The sequence below is a fragment of the Nocardia sp. NPDC049149 genome (assembly GCF_043197455.1).
GTDB lineage: Bacteria > Actinomycetota > Actinomycetes > Mycobacteriales > Mycobacteriaceae > Nocardia.
Genome location: NZ_JBICTD010000002.1, coordinates 280169 through 307116 on the forward strand (window position 1 = coordinate 280169; position 26948 = coordinate 307116).

The 26948-nt window shown below is 62.6% G+C and carries 22 protein-coding genes, 1 tRNA gene and 1 pseudogene; 12 read left to right on the forward strand and 12 right to left on the reverse strand.

Going from position 1 to position 26948, the window contains the following annotated elements:
* Positions 1-12: 12 nt before the first annotated feature.
* Positions 13-1221, reverse strand: coding sequence for a hypothetical protein (locus tag ACGFNJ_RS06970; protein ID WP_393444325.1), 1209 nt, complete (start codon positions 1219-1221; stop codon positions 13-15).
* Between the two features lie 131 nt (positions 1222-1352).
* On the reverse strand, positions 1353-4847 hold the full coding sequence (gene car, locus ACGFNJ_RS06975; RefSeq protein ID WP_393444327.1) for a carboxylic acid reductase: 3495 nt from the start codon (positions 4845-4847) through the stop codon (positions 1353-1355).
* A gap of 41 nt (positions 4848-4888) precedes the next feature.
* Here car and ACGFNJ_RS06980 point away from each other — a divergent pair, with 41 nt between their 5' ends.
* Both ACGFNJ_RS06980 and ACGFNJ_RS06985 read left to right on the forward strand, forming a co-directional pair.
* The gene (locus tag ACGFNJ_RS06980; protein ID WP_393444330.1) at positions 4889-5110 is read left to right on the forward strand and encodes a hypothetical protein; all 222 of its coding nucleotides are present in this window, start codon (positions 4889-4891) and stop codon (positions 5108-5110) included.
* Between the two features lie 109 nt (positions 5111-5219).
* The gene (locus ACGFNJ_RS06985; RefSeq protein WP_393444332.1) at positions 5220-5639 is read left to right on the forward strand and encodes a hypothetical protein; all 420 of its coding nucleotides are present in this window, start codon (positions 5220-5222) and stop codon (positions 5637-5639) included.
* 117 nt (positions 5640-5756) lie between these two features.
* Here the strand turns inward: ACGFNJ_RS06985 and ACGFNJ_RS06990 are convergent, their stop codons facing one another.
* Complete coding sequence (locus tag ACGFNJ_RS06990) at positions 5757-6239, reverse strand: ester cyclase (RefSeq protein ID WP_393444334.1); 483 nt, start codon at positions 6237-6239, stop codon at positions 5757-5759.
* A gap of 1153 nt (positions 6240-7392) precedes the next feature.
* Here ACGFNJ_RS06990 and ACGFNJ_RS06995 point away from each other — a divergent pair.
* The 8 genes and pseudogenes from ACGFNJ_RS06995 to ACGFNJ_RS07030 all read left to right on the forward strand — a co-directional run bounded on the left by ACGFNJ_RS06995 (position 7393) and on the right by ACGFNJ_RS07030 (position 15241).
* Complete coding sequence (locus ACGFNJ_RS06995; protein ID WP_393444336.1) at positions 7393-10311, forward strand: hypothetical protein; 2919 nt, start codon at positions 7393-7395, stop codon at positions 10309-10311.
* The gene (locus tag ACGFNJ_RS07000) at positions 10308-10868 is read left to right on the forward strand and encodes a hypothetical protein (RefSeq protein ID WP_393444338.1); all 561 of its coding nucleotides are present in this window, start codon (positions 10308-10310) and stop codon (positions 10866-10868) included. Before ACGFNJ_RS06995 ends, ACGFNJ_RS07000 begins: the two co-directional genes overlap by 4 nt.
* 376 nt (positions 10869-11244) lie before the next feature.
* Positions 11245-11499, forward strand: coding sequence for a hypothetical protein (locus ACGFNJ_RS07005; RefSeq protein WP_393444340.1), 255 nt, complete (start codon positions 11245-11247; stop codon positions 11497-11499).
* Between the two features lie 59 nt (positions 11500-11558).
* Positions 11559-12113: a hypothetical protein gene (locus ACGFNJ_RS07010; protein WP_393444342.1), complete on the forward strand. Its 555-nt coding sequence runs from the start codon at positions 11559-11561 to the stop codon at positions 12111-12113.
* A gap of 827 nt (positions 12114-12940) precedes the next feature.
* Positions 12941-13174, forward strand: a pseudogene (locus ACGFNJ_RS07015) (HNH endonuclease); the annotation flags it as partial.
* The gene (locus ACGFNJ_RS07020; protein ID WP_393445943.1) at positions 13175-13954 is read left to right on the forward strand and encodes a hypothetical protein; all 780 of its coding nucleotides are present in this window, start codon (positions 13175-13177) and stop codon (positions 13952-13954) included.
* A 114-nt stretch (positions 13955-14068) separates the two neighbouring features.
* On the forward strand, positions 14069-14980 hold the full coding sequence (locus ACGFNJ_RS07025) for a hypothetical protein (RefSeq protein WP_393444344.1): 912 nt from the start codon (positions 14069-14071) through the stop codon (positions 14978-14980).
* A gap of 3 nt (positions 14981-14983) precedes the next feature.
* The gene (locus ACGFNJ_RS07030; RefSeq protein ID WP_393444346.1) at positions 14984-15241 is read left to right on the forward strand and encodes a hypothetical protein; all 258 of its coding nucleotides are present in this window, start codon (positions 14984-14986) and stop codon (positions 15239-15241) included.
* A gap of 466 nt (positions 15242-15707) precedes the next feature.
* On the opposite strand, the gene ACGFNJ_RS07035 is transcribed toward ACGFNJ_RS07030, so the two are convergent.
* From ACGFNJ_RS07035 to ACGFNJ_RS07050, 4 genes are all read right to left on the reverse strand, one after another.
* Positions 15708-16745: a hypothetical protein gene (locus tag ACGFNJ_RS07035; protein WP_393444348.1), complete on the reverse strand. Its 1038-nt coding sequence runs from the start codon at positions 16743-16745 to the stop codon at positions 15708-15710.
* Between the two features lie 27 nt (positions 16746-16772).
* Positions 16773-17279 (reverse strand): hypothetical protein, encoded by a 507-nt coding sequence (locus ACGFNJ_RS07040; protein WP_393444350.1) that lies wholly within the window; start codon positions 17277-17279, stop codon positions 16773-16775.
* 93 nt (positions 17280-17372) lie between these two features.
* A complete protein-coding gene (locus ACGFNJ_RS07045; RefSeq protein ID WP_393444353.1) occupies positions 17373-17567 on the reverse strand; it encodes a hypothetical protein in 195 nt (64 codons plus the stop codon).
* Positions 17568-17705 carry a hypothetical protein gene (locus ACGFNJ_RS07050; RefSeq protein WP_393444356.1) on the reverse strand — a complete coding sequence of 46 codons (138 nt, stop codon included), beginning with the start codon at positions 17703-17705 and terminating at the stop codon, positions 17568-17570.
* Positions 17706-18162: 457 nt separating this feature from the next.
* Here ACGFNJ_RS07050 and ACGFNJ_RS07055 point away from each other — a divergent pair, with 457 nt between their 5' ends.
* Positions 18163-19314, forward strand: a complete 1152-nt coding sequence (locus tag ACGFNJ_RS07055; protein ID WP_393444358.1) for a helix-turn-helix domain-containing protein — start codon at positions 18163-18165, stop codon at positions 19312-19314.
* A 153-nt stretch (positions 19315-19467) separates the two neighbouring features.
* On the opposite strand, the gene ACGFNJ_RS07060 is transcribed toward ACGFNJ_RS07055, so the two are convergent.
* Positions 19468-19540 (reverse strand) — tRNA-Ala (locus ACGFNJ_RS07060).
* A gap of 121 nt (positions 19541-19661) precedes the next feature.
* Between ACGFNJ_RS07060 and ACGFNJ_RS07065 the strand changes: the two genes are divergently transcribed.
* Entirely contained in the window at positions 19662-21062 is a 1401-nt protein-coding gene (locus ACGFNJ_RS07065; protein ID WP_393444361.1) for a DUF222 domain-containing protein, read from the forward strand.
* 1103 nt (positions 21063-22165) lie between these two features.
* Here the strand turns inward: ACGFNJ_RS07065 and ACGFNJ_RS07070 are convergent.
* The 4 genes from ACGFNJ_RS07070 to pgm form a co-directional block, all read right to left on the reverse strand.
* Positions 22166-22969, reverse strand: coding sequence for an SAM-dependent methyltransferase (locus ACGFNJ_RS07070; protein ID WP_393444363.1), 804 nt, complete (start codon positions 22967-22969; stop codon positions 22166-22168).
* 104 nt (positions 22970-23073) lie between these two features.
* Positions 23074-23775 carry a DsbA family protein gene (locus ACGFNJ_RS07075; protein WP_393444365.1) on the reverse strand — a complete coding sequence of 234 codons (702 nt, stop codon included), beginning with the start codon at positions 23773-23775 and terminating at the stop codon, positions 23074-23076.
* Between the two features lie 113 nt (positions 23776-23888).
* A complete protein-coding gene (locus tag ACGFNJ_RS07080) occupies positions 23889-25262 on the reverse strand; it encodes an MFS transporter (protein WP_393444367.1) in 1374 nt (457 codons plus the stop codon).
* Positions 25263-25269: 7 nt separating this feature from the next.
* Positions 25270-26910, reverse strand: coding sequence for a phosphoglucomutase (alpha-D-glucose-1,6-bisphosphate-dependent) (pgm, locus tag ACGFNJ_RS07085; RefSeq protein WP_393444370.1), 1641 nt, complete (start codon positions 26908-26910; stop codon positions 25270-25272).
* Positions 26911-26948 lie beyond the last annotated feature (38 nt).

Consider the following 26948-nt stretch of genomic DNA (forward strand, 5'->3'; position numbering starts at 1 on the left):
GAGTAACCAGTCTCAGAGGCCGGTGAATTGCGCTAAGCCGGTGCGGATACCCGTCACGAACTGGGCCATCTGCTCGTCGGTGAAGTACGTTCTGTCGTAGACGAGATCGAGCTCGAGCTGACCATCGGTGGTGGAGGCGAACAGGAACGGGCTCGGCTGCGGGACGGTGGTGCCGAATCGGACCGACCGCAACTCGGCACCGGTCGGAAGCGGGGGTGTGTCGAGTAGTCCCAGATTCGAGACGGCCATCGAGGCCATTCCCGGCGTCGGTTGATCGGGTTCGGTGTTCAATGCCAGGATCAACCGTTGCGGCAAACCCTGGTCGACGCTTGCCTTCAGCTGGGTTGCGATCTCCCGCGCATATTCGACACTGTCGGCCTGCGCGGTTGAGACCACGGCCATCGCGTAGCCGATCGCCAGCAGCTCGTCGTCGGGGCGCAGCGGGGGCTGCAGTCGTGATCGCAGGTCGACCAGGAACGTAATGCTGATCGTGCCGTCCACCACGACCGACAGCGCCGCCGCGGCTGTTCCGCTCAGCAGGCCGGTCACCGTGATGTTGTTGGCGTGCGCCTGCCGTTTCAGGGCGGTGGTGGTGCGCCGGTCCATGGACAGCTGGCCGACCCCGAAGCGCTGCGCGGGAACCGGCAAGCCGAGAGCCAGTGTCGGCAGCAGCGCGGGGGTGAGTTGGCTGGGCGATGCGGGGAATTCCTCGGTGCTCTGGTGTCCAGCGAGCAGTTCGTCGAGGGAGGGCTGCAAGCCTCGGCCGCGCACCTGAGTCGGCGCTCGGCCTTCGGCGGCGGCGGTGTAGTAGCCCAGCAACGTGTGCAGCAGTGTGGTGGTGAGTCGGCCGTCAGCCACCGAGTGATGGATGGCCAGGCTCACCACGCTGTCGCCCGCGTGCCGGAACAACGCTGCGCGTGCGACCTCGCGCTCGTGAGCCAGCACGGTATTGAGTTCGAGGGTGAATGGATCGTCGTCGGTGTCCACGACCCGCAGCGAGGGGCCCGCACCGGCCGCGTACTGCAACAGATAGCCCTTCGCTTCGTCGACGATCCGGCTGCGCAGCAAGGGATACGCGTCGGCCAGGGTGGCGAGCGCCTGCTCGAGAATCGAGGGCTCGACGACGCCGCCGATGCGGGCCTGGGCGACCACCGCGCCGACGTTCTCCCTGAGGAGACTGGCCTCACCAGGCGATAGATAGCGTTGCGCCAGCGCAAGCATAGAAACCTCCGTAGGTAGGCAAGGGCAGCTGCACCGCCGTAGCGACAGTGAACCGGTGTCCAGACGTCCGCGAGTTCGCGCACACCCGCTGCGACGCGAGCACCTCCACCTGGCGGTGCCCGGGCGACCAGTTACAACAGTTTTCGTATCATCAGGTCGCTGACGTATTTGTTGATGAGTGCCGGCGACAGGTGCGGGATGTCGCGGTCGGGTCCGATCTCGGCCTCCTGTACCGCGATCTGAAAGTTCTTGGCAGGCAAGACCGAACCGCGAATCGGCGCCGCTGGCCGCTGGTAGGCCCGCAGCAACGGCAGGACCGAATGCTGGCGTTGCTGTTCCGGCAGGTGACGCAGCCCCGTTTCGAAGCGCGACAACCATTCGGCGTAGTCGTCGACCCGTTCGATGGGTTGTCCCGCCTCGATCAGCCAGTCGACGAATTCGTCTTCGGAGATTCCGTCGTCGTGCGGATTGAGCACGTCGAAGGTTTCGAATTCGGAGGTCGGCTCGGCACCGAGGGTGGTGATGGCTGCCGCGGTGAAGTCGACCGGCAGACCGTCGTAGTGGGCGCGCTGTCGATTGCCGTCGCCGTCGAGCTGATAGAACGACTTCGGGGCCAGACCGGTCGCGAGCAAGCTCAGGATCAGTCGCGTGAACATATCCGGCACATTCAGCTGCCCGGCATAACGGCTGTGGGCCAGAATCATGTCCGATCGGAATACCGACACCGGTAGCCCACACAGGCTGTGCGCGTTGCGCAGCAACACTTCACCTGCCCACTTGCTGTTGCCGTAGCCGTTCGCGTAGCCATCGTCGATCGACCGCAGCGGGCTCATTTCTCGGATGTCGCCGTCCTCGGTAAACGCTCCGGAGGACTGCGACGCGACCGACACCGAGGACAGGTAGGTCACCGGCTTGATCCGCGATGTCAGCGCCAGCCGAATGATCTCGGCGGTTCCGACTACGTTCGGACCGAACAGCTGGTTGTAGGGCAACACGTGATTCACCAGCGCCGCAGGATGCACGATCAGGTCGACGGTCTCGGCCAGCCGACGCCAATCCTGTTCTGTCAGACCGAGACTCGGGTCACTGATATCGCCTGCGAGCACCTCCAGGGTGCCATCGGCCGATTCCCGATAGCGCCGCAGCAGTTCCGGATCACCGCTGTCGAAGACGTCGTCCAGGCGCTTGCGGGCCGCGGTCGCGTCGTTGCCACGCACGAGGCAGATTACGGTGCCGCCCACGTCGTGCAACCGTTGCAGCCATTCCATACACAGGAACCGGCCGAGATATCCGTTGGCGCCGGTCAGCAACACTGTCCGCGGCAGTTGCCCAGCACGTGGTAGATCCGTTGTGGCCGTTAATGTTTCGGCAGAGATGAACTTGTCCAGGCTGAGATCGGTCGCACGAATCTGCGTGCCGGTACCGTGCACCGAGGCTGCCGTTGGCCGCGCGTCACCCGACCGCTGTTGCTGCTCAACGAGGTTCGCCAACTGCTGCAAGTCGATGGCTGGACTGACGATCACACCGACCGGCACCTCGACCCCGAGAACCTCCTGCAGCAGATTCGACAGCGACAGCGCCGACAGTGAATCACCGCCAAGATCGATGAAATGCGCATCCGGACGAATGTCGGTTGTCGCGCACCCCGAGAGAGCGCGCACGGCCCGGCCAACCAGTAACCGCACCGACATATCGCGACCCTCGCGGCGCAGGGCGCGCAACTCCTCTTCCTGTCCTTGCTCCAGCTCGATGTACAGCTGTTCGAGACGTTCGCCGTAGCGCTGCTTCAGCTTGGGGCGCAATACCTTTCCGATCCCCGACAGTAAGCCGTTGTCGATGCTGAACGGTTCGTTCTCCATCAGGAAATCACGGGGAATCTCGTACGGGTTCAGCTCAGCATGCTTGGCGATCTGCTGCAACGATTCGTTGATCGCCCCCTTCAGATCGGCGACATCCGAGTGCGCGGCAAGAGCGGTCTCCGTCGGGACGATCACGGCCAGCAGGTAGGCACGCTCGCTGTTGCCATAGACGTAGATCTGGCGGACCAGTGGGCTGCTGGTGAAGATGGCTTCCAGCTTCGACACTGTCACGAACTCGCCCTGCGACAGCTTCAGGACATTGTTGCGCCGATCCAGGTACTGCAACTGGTCGGGCCCGATTTCGGCCATGATGTCGCCGGTGCGGTAGAACGCGTCGGCGTCGAAGACCTCGGCGTTGAGCTCGGGTCGTTTGTAATAGCCGGGGAACATGGTCTCGGATTTGACGAGTAGCTCGCCGCGTGGAAAGGGTTTGTCGGTGCTGAGGTAGCCCAGTTCAGGCACGTCGACCAGCTTGTAGTCGATCACCGGCGGGCGTTGAATCTCGTTTCCCACCAGAATGCCGCCGGACTCGGTTGCGCCGTAACCGATGATCACCTCGGTGTCGAGCACGGACTCCATGAACGTCTTCATCTGGGCCGACAGCGGCGCGCTACCCACCGTGACGGACAAGAAGCGTCCGCCAAGCAATTGCTCGCGCAGTTCGGTTTTCACCTGCTGCTCGACTGCGTCCCGATCACCGCCGTCGGCCAGCCTGCGGTCCACTCCGCTCTGAAAGCGCTGGAACACCAATTCGCACACCCGGGGCACGAAGAACTGTGTCGTCGGACGCACCAGCGAGATGTCCTCGAACAGTGTCGACATATCGCTGCGGGCCGCGAAATACGCGGTACCGCCGACGGACAGGCACGCGAAGAGCGAACCGCGTCCAGCCATATGGCTCATCGGCAGATAACTCACTGCGATGCTCGGTATCGGCGCACCGAAGGCGCGCAGCCAGAAACCTGTCACCAGCCGCTGCGGGTACATCGCCCCTTTGGGTGTTCCGGTGCTGCCCGAGGTGTAGAGGAGCAGCGCAAGCGCATCCTGATCGCCGCCGGTGTACAGCGGCGCGGCGGGCAGATCCTGCCCGCGGGCGATCACCGCGTCGACCGTCTCGAGCTGCACCGGCACATCGCTCAACCTCTGGCGAGCGGCTTCCACGGCCGTGCGATGATCGTCGTCCTCGGCGCGGTAGCCGAAGACCACCAGCGATCGCACCGAATCGGCGACCAGCAACAGATCAACCGCCCGCTCGAGCTGTTCGATATCGGCGGCCAGTACCCGCGGCTCGGTCTCGACGACAATCGGCGTCAGCTGAGCCTCCGATGCACCGGCCTGCAAAGGCACCGAAACCAGGCCGAGATAGTTGCAGGTCAGATCGACGATGGTGTAGTCGATGCTGGTGAAACCGAGAATGGCGATGAAATCGCCTGCCCGCGTCGGATGTCGGGAATCGTGATGCCACGCCGAGGCCAGCGCGCACACCCGCCGCCACAGCTCCCCGTAGGTGACGGTGTCGAACCAGCGCAATGCTCGTGCTCGCCGTCGACCGTTCTCATCGGTGACGAATTCGACCGCACGTTCGCCGAGTGCCGGCCGGTCGGCATAGCCCTCCAGCACGGTCGCCACGATCTGCGCGAGCGGCGTGCCCTCCTTGGCGATGGCCGCGCTGATCTCCTCGATGGGCTGGGCCTTGCGTATCTGCTCATCACAAGCGATCAGATCGGCGACCTTGCGACCGAGCTCCGCAGACCGTTCGCTGTCCATCCACGACCTCCTGCTTCGACTGCGATTCGAGGGTGTGACGCATGGCAGTGAGCAAATATCCCGCGGCTTCGATATGGCTTGGATCGACCAAGATCACGGTACCCCTGATCGCCAGCGGCGAGATCGAGAAAGTCGAGGCTACTTTTCAGCGATCAGCTGCGATTGCGGCGACACACTGCCCGGCCGATGTACGCTATTCACCTATCCACATGGGCTTAAGGTCACTCACAGGCGCGGCCGACGACGAAATAGCGCGCGAGTAAATCAGCCCGGGCATCGAATCTGGTTCGGGTACGAAGATTCAGGACCGGCGACGGCATATCGCCACGAGTGCACTGCAAGGTGTCGACCCCTATCGAACAGGAGGTTGCCTTGACCGCTGTAGCTCCCGACACCGCGACCCGGTTTCGGACCGCATTCCTCGCGCACGACTTGGATCAGATGGCGGCGCTGCTGGCGCCGGATTGCGACATGTATCCAGCGGCCGAAGACAAGCCATACCGCGGGTACACCGCCGGCCGAGCGATCATCTCCGCGCTGATGGACACCTTCGACGATGCCCGCTATTTGGGTGAATTGGCCGGGGCGGTCTGGCATACCGGCCCAGCCGAGGCGCACGCCCTGCTGTTCCGCGGACGCGTCGACAATGTCGTGGCGCAAAGCATCGCCTTGCTACAGGTCGACGATTCCGATCGCATCGCCGTACTCACCTACATGGTCAGGCCGATGTCGGCCGTCACCGCATTCAGTGACCTGATGCGCGCCCGGCTCGCGGCCGAGATCATCGACTGATCACGCAATGCGAACGACGGGTCGTCAGAATCCCCTGCTGACCTTGTTTCGGGCGCGAGCGACCTACGCTCCCCGCGCTGACCCAACGAGCACGCTCCGCAACGAAACCGGGTGCTTCTATTTCCCGAGCTGTTCGAACAGTTGCTGCAGTTCTTCGACGTGGTAGATCTCGACGATCTTCTCGTGATCGATTCGAACGATATCGGTGCCGTGGATCTGGACCTTGTTGTCGCTGGCCTCGAACCCGAACGCGGGTCCGGTGTGTTCGGCGGTCCATTCCCAATGGCTGACCACCCATCCGCCCGGCATCTGCGCCTGGAACAGGAGACGGTGCACCGAGTTGGTGAACCCGTTGTGGATCTCGTCGTGGAATCTGCGCGCGCCGTCGATTCCGGAGGCGGACGGGTCGCCGTACACGCCGTCGTGGTCGAGCAGATCGGGAGCGTAGATCTCATCGACTCCGGCGAGATTGTCGACGTCGAACAATTCGTACATGCGGCTGGCGACCCGCAATTCCGTGGTCTTGGCGTTGCGGACCATTTCGCTGGCGGTATTCCGAGTCGTTGTGCTGGTCACCGGCATCGTTGTGGCGGCAGTCACGGGTTCTCACCTTTCGCCGTGGAGGACACCGAGAATTCCTCCGTGGATGAGATCAACCTCCCCAGCATGCGCCACCTACGGCGATTCGTACAATGCTCAATTTCCACGGTCTAATACGCGAGGCGCACCTGATCTTCCTGTGTGGTCATCGGATCGGTGGCGATCGCGCGGCTGGCGCGTGCTGGCGTCAGGGTTATGGGGCTTTGATCTCCGCTCTCGCCGATGTGCGCGCCGACCGCGGCCGGTCAGGTGATCATGGGGAACTGAGGGCGGCATCGGCCGAGAGGCCAGTTACATAGTTTCCCCGTGATCGCCTGTCCAGTAATGCATCTCGGACGATGTTGACCAAACGCACAGCGTTGCTGCTTGCCACGAGCTAAGGCGCGCTGCGATTCCGAGCATCCGGAATTGCCGCATGGCACGCGGTCCGCGCCGCGAGATCGACTGCGGCGCAGAACGTCCGCTCTGAAGTGGCCGATAGCCGAGCGTTGGACCGCGGGTCTGAACTGCGGTGCTCGTCGACCGGTGGCGGGTCAGCGGTAAAAGCCGGTCGGTATCGTCACCCGCGCGAGCATGCCGCTGCCAACACGCTGGCTCCCACAAGCCGCACTACGCAGTCCCCGATGCTTGAAAACCGACGGGACCGCTGCGACGCCGCAGCGTCTCATGATGAGCAACTGAGTGCCGGACCTGACTGATGGTGTCATGTGAGTGCGGCCATAGCTCGTTGACAAGATCGACCCTCTTCGGTGAACATAACAGCAGTAGCACAGCTGTGCCCTGGCCCTGATATGCGTCGAAATCTTTTCACCCCAACCACTTTCGACGCGATGCCCTGATCCCACCGCGGGATCAGGGCATCGCTCGTTTACAGGCTGCCTATCCCCGCTTCGCTTCGAAAGGCTGTCGCGGCAAGACAGGCCATCGGACGGGTCCTAGGTCATGCCTGCACGGCGGCCGTGACCTCTGGCGCTCAGCGCACATGTGCACCCACCATCACGCCGTTCAGCGTGCCGCGACCACATTCCCAACCCGCGAGGCGACCCGACATGCCCTTCCCCTGCACCGAGACCGAAAGTCTCGAAGCAACCACATCACTCCCACATTCGGCAACCGCATTGGTAGGTAATGGCTTTCGCGCAAGGAGGCGGAAATGACCGGGAGCGACAACGAGCGGCTGTGGTCCGTTGTACCACCGTCCAATCCCGGGCCACCAGCGAATTCTGCTGCCTCCGCTAGCCGCTCAGGAGAGGCCGGTGGCAAGGTGTACACCTTCCACGGAATGGGCGCCCAAGGGGCAGCTGGCCGGTTGGAGCGGATCTGGGCCGCCAAGCAAATGATGGCCACCGCGACCACCACCACCGAAACCCGTTACGAGCCCTACGACTTCTTCGCCATCTCAGAAAACGACGACATCAAAGGCCGACCCCTCGTCAGCACCGCACAACCAACTGTCACAGCGGGTGTCTCGACATCGGCCAAAGACATCGCCCTACCCACCGATCCCAACGCACCCGGACAACCAGGAACCTCACCACCCAACCGGCCCACAACACCCAACCCCGAGACCACCGTCCCTGACGCGCCAGTTCCACCCAGACCCGCCACGAACCCACCCCCGGTCACACCTCCCACGCAGGCCACGCCTCCCGCCACACCCCCTCCCTCCCCTGCCCAGCAGCAGCCGAGTTCTCCACCGCCACAACCGAACACCCAACAACCGGTCGAGCCGGGGCCGGACCAGTCGGCCCAGATCCCCGATCGCATCGATCCCGACCTGCTCAAAACCATGCCGAGCTTGAGCAGCATCTACAACAGCGACGGGACACGCAAAACACCCCAGCAGCAAGCGAGCGAGCGAACCGCCCAAGACATCGTCGACCTGCCTAATGCGTTGGCCGACAACCGCACCGGGGTCACTCCCTTGGGCGGGGGCGGCAAGGTCGAAAAGACCATCACCGCAACCACCGATGGCTGGCAGGTCAACAACACCGTCACCCTCGCCAACGGGTCCACTACCACCATCAGCAGCAAACCCGGGATCGACGTCGAGGAACTCGACAACGGCCGCACCGCCACAACACTGTCCTATCAAGACGCAGCCACCCAAGCCCGCACCGAACTCGGGCGGATCACCCAGCAAATGCTGAACCCCCATCAGAACCAGCCGGGCAACCCCACCACCAAGACTCCACCATCGGTATTCGGCTCAGCCATCACCGATGCCGCAGACGCCGACCAACTCGTCGAGGCAATCGAACGGCTCAAAGCCAACCCCAACGCCCCAATCCGAGTCGTCAAGAACAACGACGGCAAGATCACCAGCCTCAGCGTGCTCGGCGCCGACGGCAAAGAACACGTCATGGCCCTGAACACCGGCAACGTGAGCTACGACCAGGACACCAAGAAGTACTTCGAGTTCTACCGCGGTCTCGACGGTGCGATCACCACCCCTGACGGGTACCGGATCGTCCTGGTCGGCGACCAGTACATCCGTGTCGACAACAACGGAGTCCCGGTCCTGCCGGACAATCCTTTCGCCCAAACCGCGGGAGTCCTCAGCAGCAACGGTGTCCGCACCGACCGACCCCACGGAGCCATCCTGGCCCCGAGCGGTTCACAACTGCCTGGCCCGGACTACGGACCCTCCACCCCCACCACTGCACCCACCTACAACGGACCCCTGCGTTACCCGGTCACCCCCGCCGGAGACGGCCTGTTCTTCGTCGAACTCCCCAGCGGAGATCTCAGCGCCATCGGAGCGATGAACAACAGCGACCTTGCCGCGATCCAGGAAATCCCCGTCCCCGCAGGGGTAAACGCTGATCGGATGTACCAGGTCCAAGGCGGCGGACTACTCATCGAGGACGCCACCGGCCTGCACTGGGCCACCGACCCCGGCAAGATCCGCACCGGCGAACAAATCGGCAACGACATCGGCAAAGCCATTGCCACAGAACTCATCTGGGCCGTCGCCGGAGAAGGACTCGGCTACGTCGCTGTCCGGGCTGGCGCAAAAATACTCCCCAAAATCGCGGCCAAATTCGACGAAGCAGCAAGCAAGGCAGGTACACAGGCAACCAAAACCGGCCAAATCCTCGATGACACCGCCCCATCCGCAGCAAGACAAGCAGCCGACGAGACCATCCCCTCAGGTTCCGGCAATGCAGCCAGCGACGTTTCCCCCAAGGTCAATTCCCCGGTCAGACCTACAGCCGAACCGCCCGTAGCACCGAAGCCTGTCGCCAATCAGCCAGCAACCGCCTCGCTAGAGACCGGCACGACTATCACTGCCGACGGCTTGCCGCTTAACCCGCGCAATACGACGACTGTTCTACACAGCCCGTCCACGAAGCTACCCGGCCCAACCAGCGGCGCAAGGACAATGGCTGAGGATGCCGTAGGTCCCGGCTTCATGGCAAAATCCAGATCATCCCTCTACGACGGAGTGGACCCGACACCCGACAGCATTCGCCTCGGAACCGTCCGGATGGAGGAACACCCAGCCTTCCCGGCGATCACGGCAGAACTGGAAAGGATCGGCTACCCACTCAGAATCGAAGATTACGTTGGGCAGTCACCGCGGGTGGTGCGAAACGCGATCGTGGACAAGGACAAGAACATCATCGAATTTGAGCAATACGTGCGCGGAATCAGCGGTATGCGCTTCCTCGACCTCGAGCACGAATTCGGACATCTCGACCAGATTCTATATCGATTCCGTGACAACCCACCAATCCACGAAAGAATTCAGCGAATACCTGGCAAGAAATTTGATAGGACGTTGCCGCACACCCCGGGCGATTTCACCGGACGAAATGACAAGATCGTAGAGATCCACATCCGCTTGAAAGAGTATCTTTGGTTGGCCAATCGAGGCGCACCCAAGGAGGTTCTCGATGAACAGGCCGATCTGGTCGAGACGGGATGGGGTGAATACCGAAAGGTGGTCGATGCCCGCGGCTCGAAGGGTGCCCAGGATAAGGCTTGGGCCGAAGAATATTTCCCGGATATAGACTTTCTCGTGTACATGTACGAACGAACTGGCCGTGTTTTGAAAGGACATCGATGAGTAAGGTTCCCAACGAACTCGACTTCCTGATCCATGCAGAAGAGCTTCAGTCGGCGATCGCATTCGATGAACCCGACCTGCTGCAGGGCGGCTATGTCGTCGGACTTAACCGGCGTGTCGAGATAAGCTTTGTTCCCGATGCGTCGGACGTGGCTCCCCCCTGGCCCGTTCATGAATACAACCCGGATGACCCCATCAAGTCCGCACGCGAGGCCAGAGCGTGGGCCGTGCGCGTGTCGGATTACTCCGTTACTCCGAATCCGAGGTTGGACGGCACTGCGGAGAAAATACCGTTGCTCCCAAGACAATCCACGGGCCCGGACGACGACCCGGAACTCGGCGTCGTCTGGTATGTCGGCGCGGCGGAATGGGAGGCGCTGACGGCCGAACTCCAGGATCTCCGCGAACACACCAACCCGTTCGGAGACTTCGTGAGGTTTTCCGAGCTCGCCGATACACATCTGTGGCGATTCCTTACCCGGAGATTTCTCACATCCAACCTACTCGCGAGCGATACAGTCAGAACGTTGAGCCGAGCCACTGGCGGGAAACCATGATGATCGGGTTATCCGCCAATCTACCGAGACTCTGATTAGATCTATTTCTTACTCACGAGCTACGCGAGATAGAGTCATTAATCAAAGGGCCTAAACCTTGAGTGAGCAATACTGCGATATCCAGAACGCCAACGATATTTTCATGACAGTTTGCGAACTCATCATCCGGAACAATGCGTATCAAAGCACTCTCCGAGATTCCTTGAGTCTGATCACCGCAATTGATGATGGAGCATCTATGCACGGCTCACATACACCGATCGCGCGCAACAGCGATTGCGGGCACAGCTGGCGCTGTTGCTGCTCAACTCGGCTCAATCGCCGCCGCAGGAGTTGTTGGAGGACAACGACAACCGAGACTACCTATCGCCCAGGCTTGGCCGGCGAAGCCGAACGCGCTCGCGATCGCGTCCTGGAAACCATCAAGCGCCTCAACCATATCGGCAAACTCAAAGCCGAAAAGACCGGCTACCAATACATCCCATTCACGGTTGATGACATCACTGGCGACGTCCGCTTGATAGTCGACTACCCGGCCGGCCGTAACTTCCCACGACTGGAGCAGGTCTGCGACTCGTGCGCGGATGTGATGGAGTCGTACCAGACTGCGTTTCCCGGTATCCGCTTTTGAAGTCCGCAAACCTCGCTCAGGAGAAGAAGTCCGCAACCTCGCTCAGGAGAACTGACCCCATGACCGACACCAACCAGGACGTCATCGACGCGATCCACTCGACCTTCGACAGGGTCATCGCCGACGGCCTGAAACCCACCTCGATGTTCGGTGCTTCCGACGAGCAGATCGACTCTTGGGCTGCCGAACAGGGAATCACGGCCACACCCGTTGCCGTGCGAGAAGTGTTGCGGCTGATCGGGTTCACCCCTGGCTTGTGGCATGCAGGCAGCGCCTTCGGCGTGCAAGTCGTAGGCGCCAAGAGCAAACGTGGTGCGATCGCTTCCTTGTCCCAGATCGAGAACACGATGGTCGACCCGGCCGGGATGCTCGTACTGGTCGACCATCAGGCCTACTGGTACTGCATGATCGACGGTGCCGACCTGAGCCTCCCCAACCCACCAGTGTGGGCGCTCAGCGAACAGGAGTATGCCCGCGTCGGCTGGCCCACCACCACATCGTGGTTCGACAGCACTGCGCCAAACATTCAGGCGCAGCGCGAGCGGCTCGAGTTCAGGCGTGAACAAGGCCGTTCGATCGACCCCGAATGGTCACAGTATTTCGACATCGACTGAAGTCCCTTTCAGCGGACACAAACTGGGGCGTCGGCTTTCAGGTCACGTCTGACAGCGTTCGAACCACAGGCCAGCCCTGCGAGTCCGAACTCGATGAGAAGCAGTGAGCCATCCCTGACGCCGAGCCGGGACATCCCCCGTCTGGGGTGACCTACAGCTCAACGCCCGACTCCGCAACCCGCTGCCACTACGCCTCCCTCAGGAATCGCGCCGGGCCAACCCGTGCCTCGAGCGATCACCCACCGAGGCTGATTGTCGCCAAGATGGCGTCGTTCTGTGAACCACTCACGCTCGAGGCATGACGACTACACCGGCAGAAGGCACCAGCTGCGACTGTCCACTACTCCTTGGGATGACCATCGGCCGAAATCATCACGGACCTATGTTGAAAGTCGCCCTTGAAACAGAGTGAGGGAGTAGGCAGAACTCTGCCTACTCCCTCACGAGTGGAGCTAAGGGGACTCGAACCCCTGACCCCCACACTGGCGCGGTGCAGCGCTACTACGGACATCTATCGACTGTCATGAACTTGCCAAAAATGGCGCTGAGCAGGCAACATGGCAACCACGCACGACTTTGGACAACCGAATCAGGGTTCGAGAAGCGTTGGCTTGAGAGCAATTTGTTGGGATTTCGTTGTATGCCATCGCGGCACCAGCTTGGCGTGTCACCGCAGAGACACGCCAGACTCAAACGCTCCGAGCAACTACGCGGCTATCATCCGGGCCGCGGCACAGCAACCGGGTGCACTCGCAGGGACCTGGCGTCCGGGGCTCGACGGTCGAGCCTCGGATGCGAAACGTCGGGAGTTGCTGCGAGACTTGACTATGGCCATCGAAGCTCGGGATCGGAAGATCCTGTGGGCGCGCGCGCATAACGCCTGCGCAGTCTGTAGGCAGCCGCTGGTTCTGAACGCGACGGAGACCGACCGAGAGTCGGTCGTTGGGGACGAGGCGCACATCGTTGCCCGGTCAGACGGCGGTCCCCGCGGAGGGATGATTGCAACGTCAGAGCTCGATAGGTACGAGAATCTGATTCTTCTGTGCAAAGTGCACCATAAGATGATTGACGATCAGCCCACGTTCTACACCGTCGATCGTGTCCGAAAAATGAAGGATGATCACGAACACTGGGCGGCCGCCAAGTTCGGTTCTTGCGAGGAAGAAGGCATCAGTTCAGCTGGCAGTAACACGAGCGTTGACACAATCGTACCCGAAGTCCTGTCGCACGTACCCCGGACCGAGAACGATATAAATCACGTAATCGCCTTCCGTCCATGGCTGTGGGAATACTTTCTCTTGGCCGGTTACCTGAACATTGGAGTTCGAGATATCAAGTCGCGGAGGACTAGCTCGCGCCAACCTCGGCGCACAGTGATCGAGAACTCAGGCGAAGCATTGAGCTGGGCACGAATGTTGTACGACGAGTACAATCAGATAACTCACAACTTGAATCTTGCCTTGGATCAGAGTTTCCACGTCCAAGCCTTTGGACGACAAGGAAATCCTCCAGGAGATTTTAGATTGATTGGCGAGATCGCCCGGAGGGTTCTCGCAGTGTACGAGCAGCTACTAGAATGGTGCGATTCGGCCAAATATGTGACTGCGCCTCGAAGGCTGCAGAGATTTGTCTCTTGTTTTGCCAGGCTTCCCGATAAACCCGTGCATAGTATGGAAGAATCCATCGGCCGAATTATCTCCGAATTGCAGAATCTTTTGGACACTGGCGCAGCGTGGTCCGGGAAGCCGATCGTGATCGCCCTAAAGATCACCATTCATCTCGATGAAAAGGTTCAAGATGATATTGTTCGGGAGCTGGAACGCATCAATCACAGCCGGTAGAGATCGAGAACTGAGTCGGAGGACGTCTATGGGCAGGCAGGCGTCGGGGAGTAGGCGGCAAGCCCCGCAGGGGCGCGGCAGGGACCGCCCTGATTACCGAGCTATAGTTGCATGATGGAGCTCACGGACGAACCTCCTTGGACGGGTAGTCAGCTGAAAAGACTCGGGCGGGCAATTCGCGAGAGTCGGGAACGTGAGGCTACCGAAATATCCTATGACGAAGTTGTTATGTGGTATGGAGACCTGGCAGTTGCCGTGGAAGACTGCATAAAGCGTATGGAATTTTCGCCCATTCTTAGCCAACGACGACCTGAAGTTTCTTCACGGCCAAAAACGATCCATACACTTCGGGACAAGTTAGTAGCTACGCCATCATTGCAACTCCCGAGTATCGTCGACATCGCTGGCGTACGTGTTGAGGCTGCTATGGATCTGGACGATCAAGGTGAATTGGCGAAACTGATTGCGATTGAACTGGGTCAAGAATTCGACAAGGTAATCAGTGATACGCGGCATTCTCCCCATTCTGGGTATCGAGCCTTGCATATTCGCGCAAAGATGCCGGCCGGTAGGGTTGAAATACAGATACGTACAGCACTCCAAGGCGCTTGGGCGAATCTATTCGAGGCGCTTGCTGACCATCTTGGTCGATACATCAGATATGGAAATCTGCCCACAGACCGAAAAGAACGCGAACAAGTCGAGAGGGCGCTCAAGATCTCCGAACGGCTGGCCGTTGTGGAGGATCGCAAGAAGTTACTCAGAGATAGGCGACTCGAAACTGACAAATCCTATCAAATTCTGGAGGACTCGATACATCATCTTCTGGGCCTTACACCGGCCGAAGACTACATTAACCGCAATGTATATCTTGCCAAATTGGAGAAGTGCAAAATTGATTGGGACGTAGAGCATCGCGAGTGGAAAGCAAACGACTCTTCTAATGCTCAGAATGACTTAATGATCGTAAGGCAGTTGAAGTCGTTAGAGAGCGATATCCGCAATATGCGCAAGAAGGGAGAATAGCCTGTGGCTGGTTTTCTGATCTTTTATAAGCGAATATCTGGCGAATATCAGGTGATCGAATTCGACGGCGAAGATGGCCATCGGGAAGCTTTGCGTGAACGCCTCCGTCTCGAGTCGGATGCTCGCTTTGCGGACGGAGATATAGAAATTGCTGCGCTTTCTTCTGATTCACTTGATAGCGTAAGGAAGACACACTCTCGGTACTTCAATGGCGAGAAAGCCCAGTTCATCGAGCAGAATGATAACGGTGACGGCCGCTGAGCGTTAGATAAGTGCAGTTGGGGTCTTATAAATCCGCTTCGGCCGCAGTCTGCGTGCTTTCTTTAGTATGCCGCGTACGCTGTTCGCTGATTGGTCCCATCCTGGCTGCGTGCCAGGGTGCTGCCCGGAGCAGAGCGGAGGGCGGGCACCCTGGGCGGCGCGCGTAGCGCGCCGCTCTTGATCCAGTAGAGGTAAATTCGGCAAGTTCTGAGTTGGGTTCCGGTTCTCTTTTCCTTTTCTTCCCCTTCCGGGTCCCCTAACTCTTTCCATCTACTTCTGGCGGCTCATCAAAGACTGCGGCCCAACACTTTTCGCGAATCTGTCCATGTTCCCGCCTGCTCACGACACGACGCGCAGCACTCCTGGTGCGTGGGGCCGGGAGTGGGGAACCGAATCCGGCGCGTTACTGCCGATGAGGTCCGCGCGGCGAGCACTGGTTTGTGCCGGTGCGAGACGTTGGTAGGTGTCAACGTTCGGGGGAGATACCGCGGTCGCGGCCCTGACCTTGTCCGGTGCCGCCGCGCTCTACCTGCGGTGTGTGGCCAGGTGCCTGCCTGACTGCCGCTGATGGATGCTGGGCTTGCCCCAACCACAACAGCTTCTCGTTCTCGGTGAGGCGGCCCTGTTCTTCTCGCAGCCGGTATGCGGCGTCTCGTGCTTTGTCTTGCTCGGCCTGGGTTCTGGCGGCGGCTTCACGTATCTCCGCTTCCCGGTGCTGTGCAGCTTCGTCTGCCGCCTCCCGTGCAGCATGGTCAGCTGCGGCCGCATCCTGACTTTTGAACAGTTCACTCGCCGTAGGGAAGTCGCGCGCTGCACGCTCAGCTGACTCCCGTGCGACTTTCTCCCGCACTGTTTCCGGGACGGGTGCGGGTGCTGACTTGGCCCGTGCTGCTTGCTCATGGGCGTCGGCACGGGCACGCACGGCAGCTTTTGTGAACTCCTGAGCCTTCCGGAATGTCTGGGCCTTCTGCTTCGCTCGCTCGATTCTGCGTACGTTCTCCAGCCGCTCGCGAGCACGGTCGGCTCGTATCAGTTCGTGCGGACGGATCAACTCCAATTGCTCGGATGCCAGCGACTGGCCGATGGTGATGGCGCGGGCCGCTGCCTCTCGGCTGATTTCGACGTGCTGAAACTTGCCTTTGGTTGCGCGGGCTGTGTCTCGCATTAGCTCGCGTGTTTTCTCGGGCACCTTCTCGCCAACCACGGTTTCCCAGCGGGACTTAGCAATCTGTCCCGCATCGATCGCGGCATGCTCTTTGCCGATCTGCTCACGAGATTCGCGCTCGTTGACCCTGCCCGATTTGCGTTCCACGGATTCGATGGCGCGACCTGCGGTCACTGCGTTGTCCAGAATGCGCGGACCTTTAGGGGTCTGGATTCTGAACTGTTTCACCCACCCTCTATCCGGTGTTTCCCCCATCTCGTGCGCCCTGCCCAGCTCGAAGTACAACCCGCGTTCGTATGGGGTTAAGTTCTTGCGTACGACGTCATACTCGTCGGGCATGATGTGCCCACCCCCGGTTACAAGGTACTACTTGTCTTCTTTGGCTTTGCGGATATCGCGGGCGGCCGACGTGATCACGTAGTCCGCCATATCAGCGTCAGAGTTGTTGCCCAGCAGATAATCTGTCATCGACACCATGTTGCGAAGTTCGTCGCCGTGACCGTCGTGAACTGCTGGACTGAAATCTGTATACAGTGGCGCGCTGCTCCATTCGGGGCGGTTGGTCCATTCCATACCTGCCCGCCGCACGAAGCATTCTCCATAGAACCGAATGAACTGGTCTGCCGCTTCTCGGTTCTCAAGGTCAAGTAATCCGTCCCGATCGCCGAAGAGCTCCTTGGCGGCCTTGAGGATTCGCAAGGTCAAGGGAGACTCCCACCACCTGTCCGTGTAGTCGGCGACATGGGGGACAGTCTCGGTAAGGAAGGCTCGCACGCCTGCTTCCATACGCTCTGGCGCAACCCAATTCAGGAAACCTTGAGTTTTGTCATCGAATTCGATCTCGAAGCCGATCTGTTCGTCCGATTGCCCCATGAAAGCTCCTCCTGTAGTCGGCTGCCGCTCGCATCAAACTGAGCACGATAGTCTCCCATGTCAGGTGACAGTGCTGCCGGTAGCGGTTGGGATTCATCGCGATTCGCGATGGATGGCGTTGTCGGCAAGCCAGGTCATCAGTTCGTCTAGATCGCCGGACGCGTGTACATACTCGGACCTGTCGAACAGCTCCCATCCGTACGGGTGCTTATTCCTGCGCCGCACCGCCAACCCGATACGTGCCGCCTGTGCGATCACTCGCTGACGTTGTGCGTCAAAGGTATTCATCTACGCCCCCATCGGATTCGGCAGATCGGTGACGTTCAGCAGTGCTGCCCAGTAGTCGGCACGCACCGCGTCCCACAGGTCACAATGACCAGGAAACTCATCACGGGCTTCCCACAGGTTCGGAAGATTATCGAGCACCACTAAACCCGTTGTCGCGGAGGCGATCTCGTCTCCACTAGGCCAGCGGTATGCGGGCGACGCATCGGCGCGGTTCCGGAAGTTGATCACTTGGCAGTGGCGACTTACTAGCCGCCAGGTCGCGGTCTTCCGGCCGTCTGGTGATTCGGTGGTACGCAACCGATCTCGACTCATCACACCATCCCGTCGTTGGTACGCCCGGCGCTGGAGGACGTAACACCCCAGCACCGGGACGATCCTGGAGTTCCAAACGGGCTTCGTTGCGGCAGGCCTTTCGCGGTCACGCTCAACCCTCTGGTCGCGTTGGTTGCTGACGGCCCGGCCCTTGGCGGATTAGCGGATGAGGGACGGAGCCCCTACCAGGCATCCATTCAGACAACCATCGGGTAAGTGCGGAACCGCACGAATTGGCGTCTACATGCGTCTACAGGCTCTGCATGAGCTTTAGGCTGGTCCTGTGGACTCTGACGCCACCATCCCCGACGGCGCTCAGCTCCGTGCTGCCCGTGAGGCGGCCGGGTTGAGCTTGTCGGCGCTGTCAGCTCGCACGCACTACAGCAAGCCATTACTTGGTCTGCTGGAGACGGGACAGCGCGAAATCCACCCCGAGCATGTCAGCGCCTACGCACAGGCGCTGGGGGTTGGCTCTGCGCTGTTTGTCGAACCGGATGACGGCGAACAGGCCGCGGCCGAATGGATTCATCGGGTAGCAGCATCAGATCTGGGTGGAGACACCCTGGACCGCTTGGAGTTGTCGGTGGACGACTTGGCTGCGGCGTACTCGACAACTCCTCCAAGCGAATTGCTGGTCCGCATTCGACAGCATCTCGGCTACGCCGGACGGTTGATGGACAGCCGCAAGACCCTTCCACAGCACCGCCGGTTGCTCGTCATAGTTGGTTGGCTCTCGCTGCTGGCGAGCACATGTCACATCGACCTGGGTGAATCATCCGCCGCAGCGGCACGAGGTCACCTCGCGTGGAAACTGGCAGACGAAGCTGGACACCCCGAGATCGCAGCGTGGTGCCTCGAGACACGGGCGTGGCACCAGTTGACGAATGGCGAGTATGCGGCGGCAGCTGAGCTATCCCGCGTCGCACAGGCGCGCGCGCCGGAGGGCTGCTCGGCATTCATCCAAGCAACAGCCCAGGAGGGTCGTGCACTGGCACGGCTCGGCGACAGCAAGGGCACCTACAGCGCCTTGCGCCGGGTCGCCAGATTAGTGTCCGGACTGAACACTCCCGAGCGGCCGGAGCACCACTTTCGCTACGACCCAGCGAAATCCGATGCCTACGTCGCGACCACACTGGCGTGGCTAGGCGATCCAGCGGCGGAGGCCTACGCCCGGCACGTGCTCGCCGATCTCGCGAGCGCAGCGACCGTCCGGCCGCGCCGAATCGCTTCGGCCAACCTGGATTTGGGGCTGGCTCTGGTCGCGGCCGACAAGCCGGACGAAGCGGCAAACGTCGCACTCGCCGCTGTCACGTCAGGCCGATTGGTTCCGTCGAACTACTGGCGTGTGTCCGAGGTTGTCTCCGGGATCGAAGATCGCGACGCGGCTGACGCCATGACCATCCGCGAAGCGTTCCGAGACACCTATCCGATATAAGCGCGTTTCCCCGCCGGGTGAAATCACGAACCAGCGTGGTGAAGCTGGACTGGGTGCCGTTGCAGGAGGCGTCGTGCTCGCTTAACGCGTTGAGATCGGCCGTCACGAGGACGGTCCGGAAAGCAAAAATCCCAGCCTAAGCTGGGATTTAAGTGGAGCTAAGGGGACTCGAACCCCTGACCCCCACACTGCCAGTGTGGTGCGCTACCAGCTGCGCCATAGCCCCGAACGGTTGCTTTCAGGTTTCCCTGACTGCCTGAACGAAGTTACACCACGGGTGTGGCGGCGGCCAAATCGCCATGAATCGGGGGTGGCGGCGGGGCGGGTGGCGTCGTAGACTCGAACGCATGTTCGAAGGAAACGATCTCTCGGCGATGGACTTTCAGGCCATGAGCGACGAGGGGCTGATCGATGCCCTTCGGACGGCGCATGGGACTTCGGCGGCCGCGCAGGCCGCGGAGGTGTTTGCGGTGCGGGAGTTGTATCGGCGGCATCGGGCGGTGAGCGCGGAGCCTGGGCCCGGCGGGGTGCGGGCGGGCGAGTTCGCGGCGTCGGAGGCGGCGGTGGCGTTGCGGATCGACGAGGGGTCGGTTGCCGCGATGATCGATGTCGGTCTGGCGCTGGAGGATTGGTTGCCGCGCACGCGAACGGAGTTCGCGGCGGGGCGGATCGATCTGGCGAAGGTACGGGTGATCATCGAGAACACGCGTGCGGTGGCCAGGGATGTGCTCGCCGAGCTGGAGCCGAGGTTGTTGGAGACCGCGGCGCGGACGACACCTGCGCGGTTGCGGCAGGCGGCGCGACGATGGACTGCGCGGTTGGATCCGGCTGGGGCGCAACGGCGTCGGGAGCGACGGCAGGAGGATCGCGATGTGCGGATTCGGGCGATGCAGGACAGCATGGCCGCGTTCGACGGGGTGTTGCCCGCGCCGGGTGCGCAGACGGTGGCGATGCGGCTGCGGGAGATGAGCTTGCAGGTGTGTGCGGCGGATCCGCGGACGATGCCGCAGCGGCGGGCGGATGCGCTGGTGGCGCTGGCCGATGGGTCGGGGCGGTTGCGATGTCTGTGCGGGCGGGGTGAGCGCTGTCCGAAACCCGATGTCGCGAGTGACGCGCCGCGCAGGCCGCTGATCCAGATCGGGATTCCGGCGGACACGATGCTCGGAATCACCGAGGCGCCCGCGTTTTTGGCCGGTTACGGGCCGATCGATGCGGCGCTGGCGCGGCTGCTCGCCGAACATGCTCGGTTCCAAGTGATTCCGGAGCAGCCGGATAGCGGCGCGCGGGTGGATCGGGATGTGCGGGCGATGGACGGCATGTGCCGGTTTCCGGGGTGCACGATGCCTGCCGCCGAATCCGACATCGACCAGCACGACCAGTCGGGCTCTCGCGCGGGCATGACAGTGTTGTGCTCGCGGCATCATCGCTTGAAGGTGTTGGCGGACAACAAGAAAGTCCCGTGGTCGGCGACGCCGGCCGACCAGGATCGGCTGCGGTGGACGGCACCGACCGGTGAGGTGCAAGTGACCGTTCGCGAGGGTGCGCGATATCTGTTCCCGCACAGGGATATCGATGCGCTTGCCGGGACGAGCGATGAGCAGCCGGAACGCCAGACACGCATGTTCCCTGACGAGATCGCCTATCCGCTGCGCGGCCACGTCCTGGTGCACCGGCAACTGTGCCGGATCGCGCCGGAGGACGAAATCCCCGACGAGGCAACGACTCCCGCGGCCCATCCCGCGTACTGACAGCAGGCTCGAGATGTGGTCCGAGGAGATGAGGGCATCGGAGGCACACCATCGAGCGACCCGGCCGGGTCGTCGACAGTCGGCGGCCCGGCCCACCAGCCAACAAAATCTCGATGCGCGGCGGTCCCGCCGACTGGGTAGGCGGGACCGCGCCATCGAACGGGCCGAGCCGGCATGTGGTGGACGTGACGGTTCGGCCCGAAGACCAACCGACAGCTCGACGCGCAGCGGACCCGGCCGACCTGGGATGCACGACCGCGCCTTCGAGCGGGCCGGGCCGTCCCGTGGTGGATACGACGGCCCGGCCCACCCGAACTCGATGTGCGGCAGTCCCGTTGGCTGGGGAAGCGGGAGTGCGGCATCGAGCACGACCGAGCCGTCGGCTGAATGGAGTCGACGGCTCGGCCCTGCATCGTCGGCTCGGCGTGCGGCGGTCTCGGGGGCCGGGATGTCAGGCCGCGCCGCCGAAGGGGCTGGGCCGTCCGGCGGTGGCTGCGGCGGTCCAGCCCCGCTGACCACCCGAATGCTCGGCCTGCGGCGGTCCCGGCTGACTGGGGTAGCTGGATCGCCCGCCGAGCGGGCCGAGTCGTCGACGTGTTCGGTGGCTCGGCCCTCGAGCCCACGCCGCCGAGAACCATTCGACCAACGGAATGCTCGGCGTTCGTGGTCCCGGGGAAACTCGAGGAGTCGGACCACCCGTCGAGCGGGCCGGGCCGGGGCAGGTGGTGTGTCCGGCCCGGCCCCCGCACTCCGCGGTGCGAACACCGCGCGTAACCACTACGCACACAAACTCGCGAGCTGTCTGCGCCAGCAGGGCATCGACGATTTCGCCGTCTTCGAACGCGGCGATGCGATCGGCGGCACCTGGCGCGACAACACCTATCCCGGTGCGGCGTGCGACATTTCGTCGCGCGGCTGTACTCCTACAGTGTCGCCCCGAACCCGGACTGGCCGAGACCCGGCAACAGTCTCCGACAGAGACTCAACCCAGCCGAGAATACGCAGCCGACATGCGACAGCGAACGCGAGACCCGACGGCGATCCCAGGCAAGACCCCGAACTCGGTGCAGCCGAGAACAACCGACGCTCACGCACCGGCGAACTCAGGACTTGACGGCGATCCCGCCGACGATGATCTGTTCGACCAAGCTCAACTTCTCCCGCACGATGCCATCCGGCCGCCACAGCGTCAGCGGCACCAGACCGGGTTCGACCAGCGGATACCCGCGGAACAGCCGGGTGATCTCCGCTTCGGTGCGGAACCGCCCGGTGCCGAGGAATTCGATGAACGATTTCTCCAGCGCGCGCGACTCCTCGCCTGTGTCGAGGAAGTGCGTGATGAACAGATGACTGCCGACCGGCACCGCATCCATGTATCCGTCGACGACGTCCTCGGGATTCTCGTCGTCGTGCAGGTGATGCAGCATGCCGACGAGCAAGACGGCGACCGGCTCGCCGAAATCGATGAGCTCCTGCACGTCCGGGTGCGCGAGCACCTTGGCGGGATCACGCAGATCGGCGGTGATGACTCGCGTCTGATCGTTCTCGCCGAGTAGCGCACGTCCATGCGCCAACACGATCGGATCGAAGTCGACGTACACGACACGGGAACTCGGCTGCAGCGACTGCGCGACCTGATGGGTGTTCTCCATGGTCGGCAGACCCGCGCCGAGATCCAAGTATTGCTGCAGCTTTGCTGTGCCGGCCAGATAGCGAACGCCACGCCCGAGCACAGCTCGATTCAGTTTGGCGAGCATATCGACCTCAGGCATGGTTTCCTGCAGGTGTTCGATGACGTGTTCGTCGGAAGGGTAGAAATCCTTGCCACCTAGCAGAGCGTCATAGACTCGCGAAATACTCGGCTTGGACACGTCGAAGTCGACTGGCGCCGAATCGGAGCTTGTCATCGTTCACCCTTTGCGCGTGGAACTCGGACAGTTGACCGTCTTCGAAAAGCCTAGCTACGCAAGCAGATGACGTGCGGCGCAATGGCCGTTTCTCTCGACCAGGATTACCGCGTGAGTGCGGCTACCCAGTCCTCGTTACTCACGTCGATCTTGGTCTTGCCGTCGAACACGGAGGGAGTACCCGCCTTGCCACCCGTCAACACATCGAGTGCGTCGGTGGTGGCCTGCGCCGATGCGCGAGCGGTGTCGACCTTGGCTCCGGTGGCGATGCACTGCACCACCGGTTCGGCGGCGCCCGCGACCCGGGCCAGCGCGGCGAGTTCGTCGTTGGAGAGGTCGGCGCCGCCCTCGCTCGGGCGCTTGGTGGTGAACGTCTCGGTATGGAACTTCGCGTACACCGAGCTCGAAAGACCTTCGGCCACACACTGATTCGCGGCGACAGCGCGGGTGGAGTAGTCCTTGCTCCGCGAGCGCGGATCGAGGAAGTTCACCAGCCGGTAGCGGACGGCCAGTTTGCCCTCGTCGATCTGCTGAGCGATCTCCTGCCCATAGGTGCGCTCCATATTCCCGCAGGCCGGGCAGAGCGGGTCTTCGAAAATATCGATCGACTTCACCGCACTCGGCTTGCGCAGCAGAATCGAACCGTCCGTTTCGAGCACCACGGTCACCGCCGGATCGTGCACCGACCCGTATCCGTCGTTGCGCACCGCGGGCTCGTCGCGCCCCCACGTGATCGCCGCGATCACGATCACCACGATCAATGCGAGGGCAACGGCGCCCAGTGCATAGGTGGTCGTGCTGGACATGGGCCTCGGGGTGTAGTTCGAACGCGATTCGCTCACTCTGCATACTTTGCCGCAACTGCTCGGCGCCGTTACTTCCGGCCCGAACAAATCACAGGTCGCACCAGCGACTCGGATCAGTGGACGATTCGATCGCGGTCAGTCGGTTCGGCCTCGACCTGCACGACCGTCGGCGGAACCGCGGTGTCCGCGACCGGCGTACCTGCCACCTCGTGCTCGACCTCACGCGTCACCAACTGATGATCGGCCCCATCCGCACCACAGATGTGCTCGCAAGCCTCCGGCACCTCCTCGGTCGCCCGCTGACGCATCGGCTCAGGCACCACCGCCCAGCCAACCGCCGCAACAGCGAGCAACGCACCGGTCACCGCGAGCGCGAAACCATACGACGCCTGCTGAGCCAACGCACCCACCGCGACCGGACCGAGCACGGTCCCGAGATCCGCCGCCATCTGGAACCCGGCGAGCACCGGCCCGCCGCGCGCGTTCGGCCCGATGATGTCGGCGACCGCGGCCTGCTGAGTCGGCGTGAACAGGCCCGCCCCGACACCGGCCATAACGGACGTGACCAGCAGCCACACCAGGTTGTGGGAGATCCCGAGCCCGGCGGTGCCGACCGCACAGATCAGCAATCCGGCGATCAGGAACGGCTTGCGCCCCCACCGGTCGGAGTATCGGCCCGCAAAGAAGAGCACCGCAACATTGCCCGCCGCGAACACGGTCAACGCCACCCCGGCCATGCCGGGCGACTGATGCAGCACCTCGACGACAAGCAGCGGCACCAACGCCATCCGCACCCCGAACACCGCGGCGCCGTTGGCGAAGTTCGACAACAGCACCGCCCGGTACTCCCGCTGCGCCCACCCTTCCCGGAACGACATCATCCGCACGCCGCCCACCGTTTCCGGCGCGGCCAGCTGCGAGTTCCGCAGTGCCAGATAGACAGCCACCGTCACCGCGAGCAACGCCACCGCATAGATCAGGAACGGCACGCGCAGCCCGAGCCCGGACAACACACCGCCGACCAGCGGACCACTCACCGACCCGATCAGAAAGCTGGTCGACCACAGTGCCGACACCCGGCCCCGCGCCGCGGGCGGCGACATCCGGATCACCAACGCCAGCGACGACACCGTGAACATGGTCGACCCGATCCCGCCGAGCGACCGCAAAACCATGAGCTGCCAATAACTTTGCGCGAACGCGCTGGCACCGGTCGACACCGCGACGATCAACAGCCCGCCGAGATAGACCGACCGCTCCCCCAGCTTCTGCACCAGCTGCCCGCTCATCGGCGCGAACAGCAAGCGCATCAACGCGAACGCGCTCACGATCGCCGAGGCCGCGGCAACACCGACGCCGAAGCTGCGGGCGAACTGCGGCAGCACCGGTGCCACCAGCCCGAACCCGATGGCGATGACGAACGCGCCCGCGACAAGCACCCAGATCTCGATGGGTAGCGCCTGCTCACGTGCCGCCTTGCTGCCCACCGATCTACTATTCACCGGCTAGCGCCTGTCCCACCACTTCCTCCGCGGCCGCCTGCACCTGCGCGAGGTGCTCGGGGCCGTGGAACGACTCCGCGTAGATCTTGTACTTGTCCTCGGTGCCGGAGGGACGCGCCGCGAACCACGCGTTCTCGGTGGTCACCTTGAGCCCGCCCAGCGGTGCGCCGTTGCCCTTCGCTCGGGTGAGCACGGACGTGATGGGTTCGCCCGCCATCTCCTTGGTGGTGATCATGTCCGGAGTCAACTTCGCAAGCAGTGCTTTCTGTTCCGGCGTCGCCGCCGCGTCGATGCGCGCGTAGGCCGGTGTGCCGTAGCGGCGTTCGAGGTCGACGTAGCGCGCCGACGGGCTCTGGCCGGTGACCGCGGCGATCTCGGCGGCGAGCAGCGCGAGCAGGATGCCGTCTTTGTCGGTGGTCCACACGGTGCCGTCCATCCGGAGGAAGGAGGCGCCAGCGCTCTCCTCGCCGCCGAATGCGAGGCTGCCGCTGAACAATCCGGGCACGAAGAACTTGAAGCCGACGGGCACCTCGTGCACGTCGCGGCCGAGCACGCTGACCACCCGGTCGATCATCGACGAGGTCACCACCGTCTTACCGATCTTGGTCAGCGCGTCCCAGCCCATCCGGTTCGCGACCAGGTACTCGATCGCGACCGCGAGGAAATGGTTCGGGTTCATCAGCCCACCGTCGGGCGTGACGATGCCGTGCCGGTCGGCGTCGGCGTCGTTGCCGGTGGACAGGTCGTAGTCGTCCTTGATCGCGATCAGCGACGCCATCGCATACCGCGAGGACGGATCCATCCGGATCTTGCCGTCGCCGTCGAGCGTCATGAACCGCCAGGTCGGGTCGACGAACGGGTTGACGACCTCGAGCTCGAGGTCGTAGCGCTGCCCGATCTCTTCCCAGTAGTCGACGCTCGCCCCGCCCATCGGGTCGGCGCCGAGCCGGATGCCCGCGCCGCGAACGGCGTCCAGGTTCAACACATTCGGCAGATCGGCGATGTAGTGGTCCAGGTAGTCGTAGCGCTGGACGTTGGTCGCCAGCGCGTGCGCCAAGGTGGTGCGTTTGATGCCTGCCAGCCCGTTGCTCAGCAGTTCGTTGGCGCGGGCGGCGATGGCGTCGGTCGCGGTGTTGTCGGCCGGACCACCGTGCGGCGGATTGTATTTGAAGCCGCCGTCGCGTGGCGGATTGTGCGACGGCGTGACAACGATGCCGTCGGCCTGATTCCGGGTGCCGCCCCGATTGTGGCGCAGCACAGCGTGACTCAACGCGGGCGTCGGCGTGTACCGGTCGCGGGCGTCGATCATCGCGGTGACATCGTTGGCGGCGAGCACCTCGAGCGCGGTCGTCATGGCAGGTTCGGACAGCGCATGGGTGTCCCTGGCCAGGTACACCGGACCGGTAATCCCGCGCGTCGCACGGTATTCCACGATGGACTGGGTGATCGCGAGGATGTGCGCCTCGTTGAACGCGGTGTCCAGGCTCGACCCGCGGTGCCCCGAGGTACCGAACACCACCTGCTGCGCCGGATCCGACGGATCCGGAATACGGCTGTAGTAGGCCGTGACCAGGTGTGCGATGTCCTCCAGGTCGGTGGGACGCGCGAGTCGCCCTGCTCGATCATGGGCCACGCTCGGGTCTCCCTTCCGTATCGACGGCGCCCTGCTCG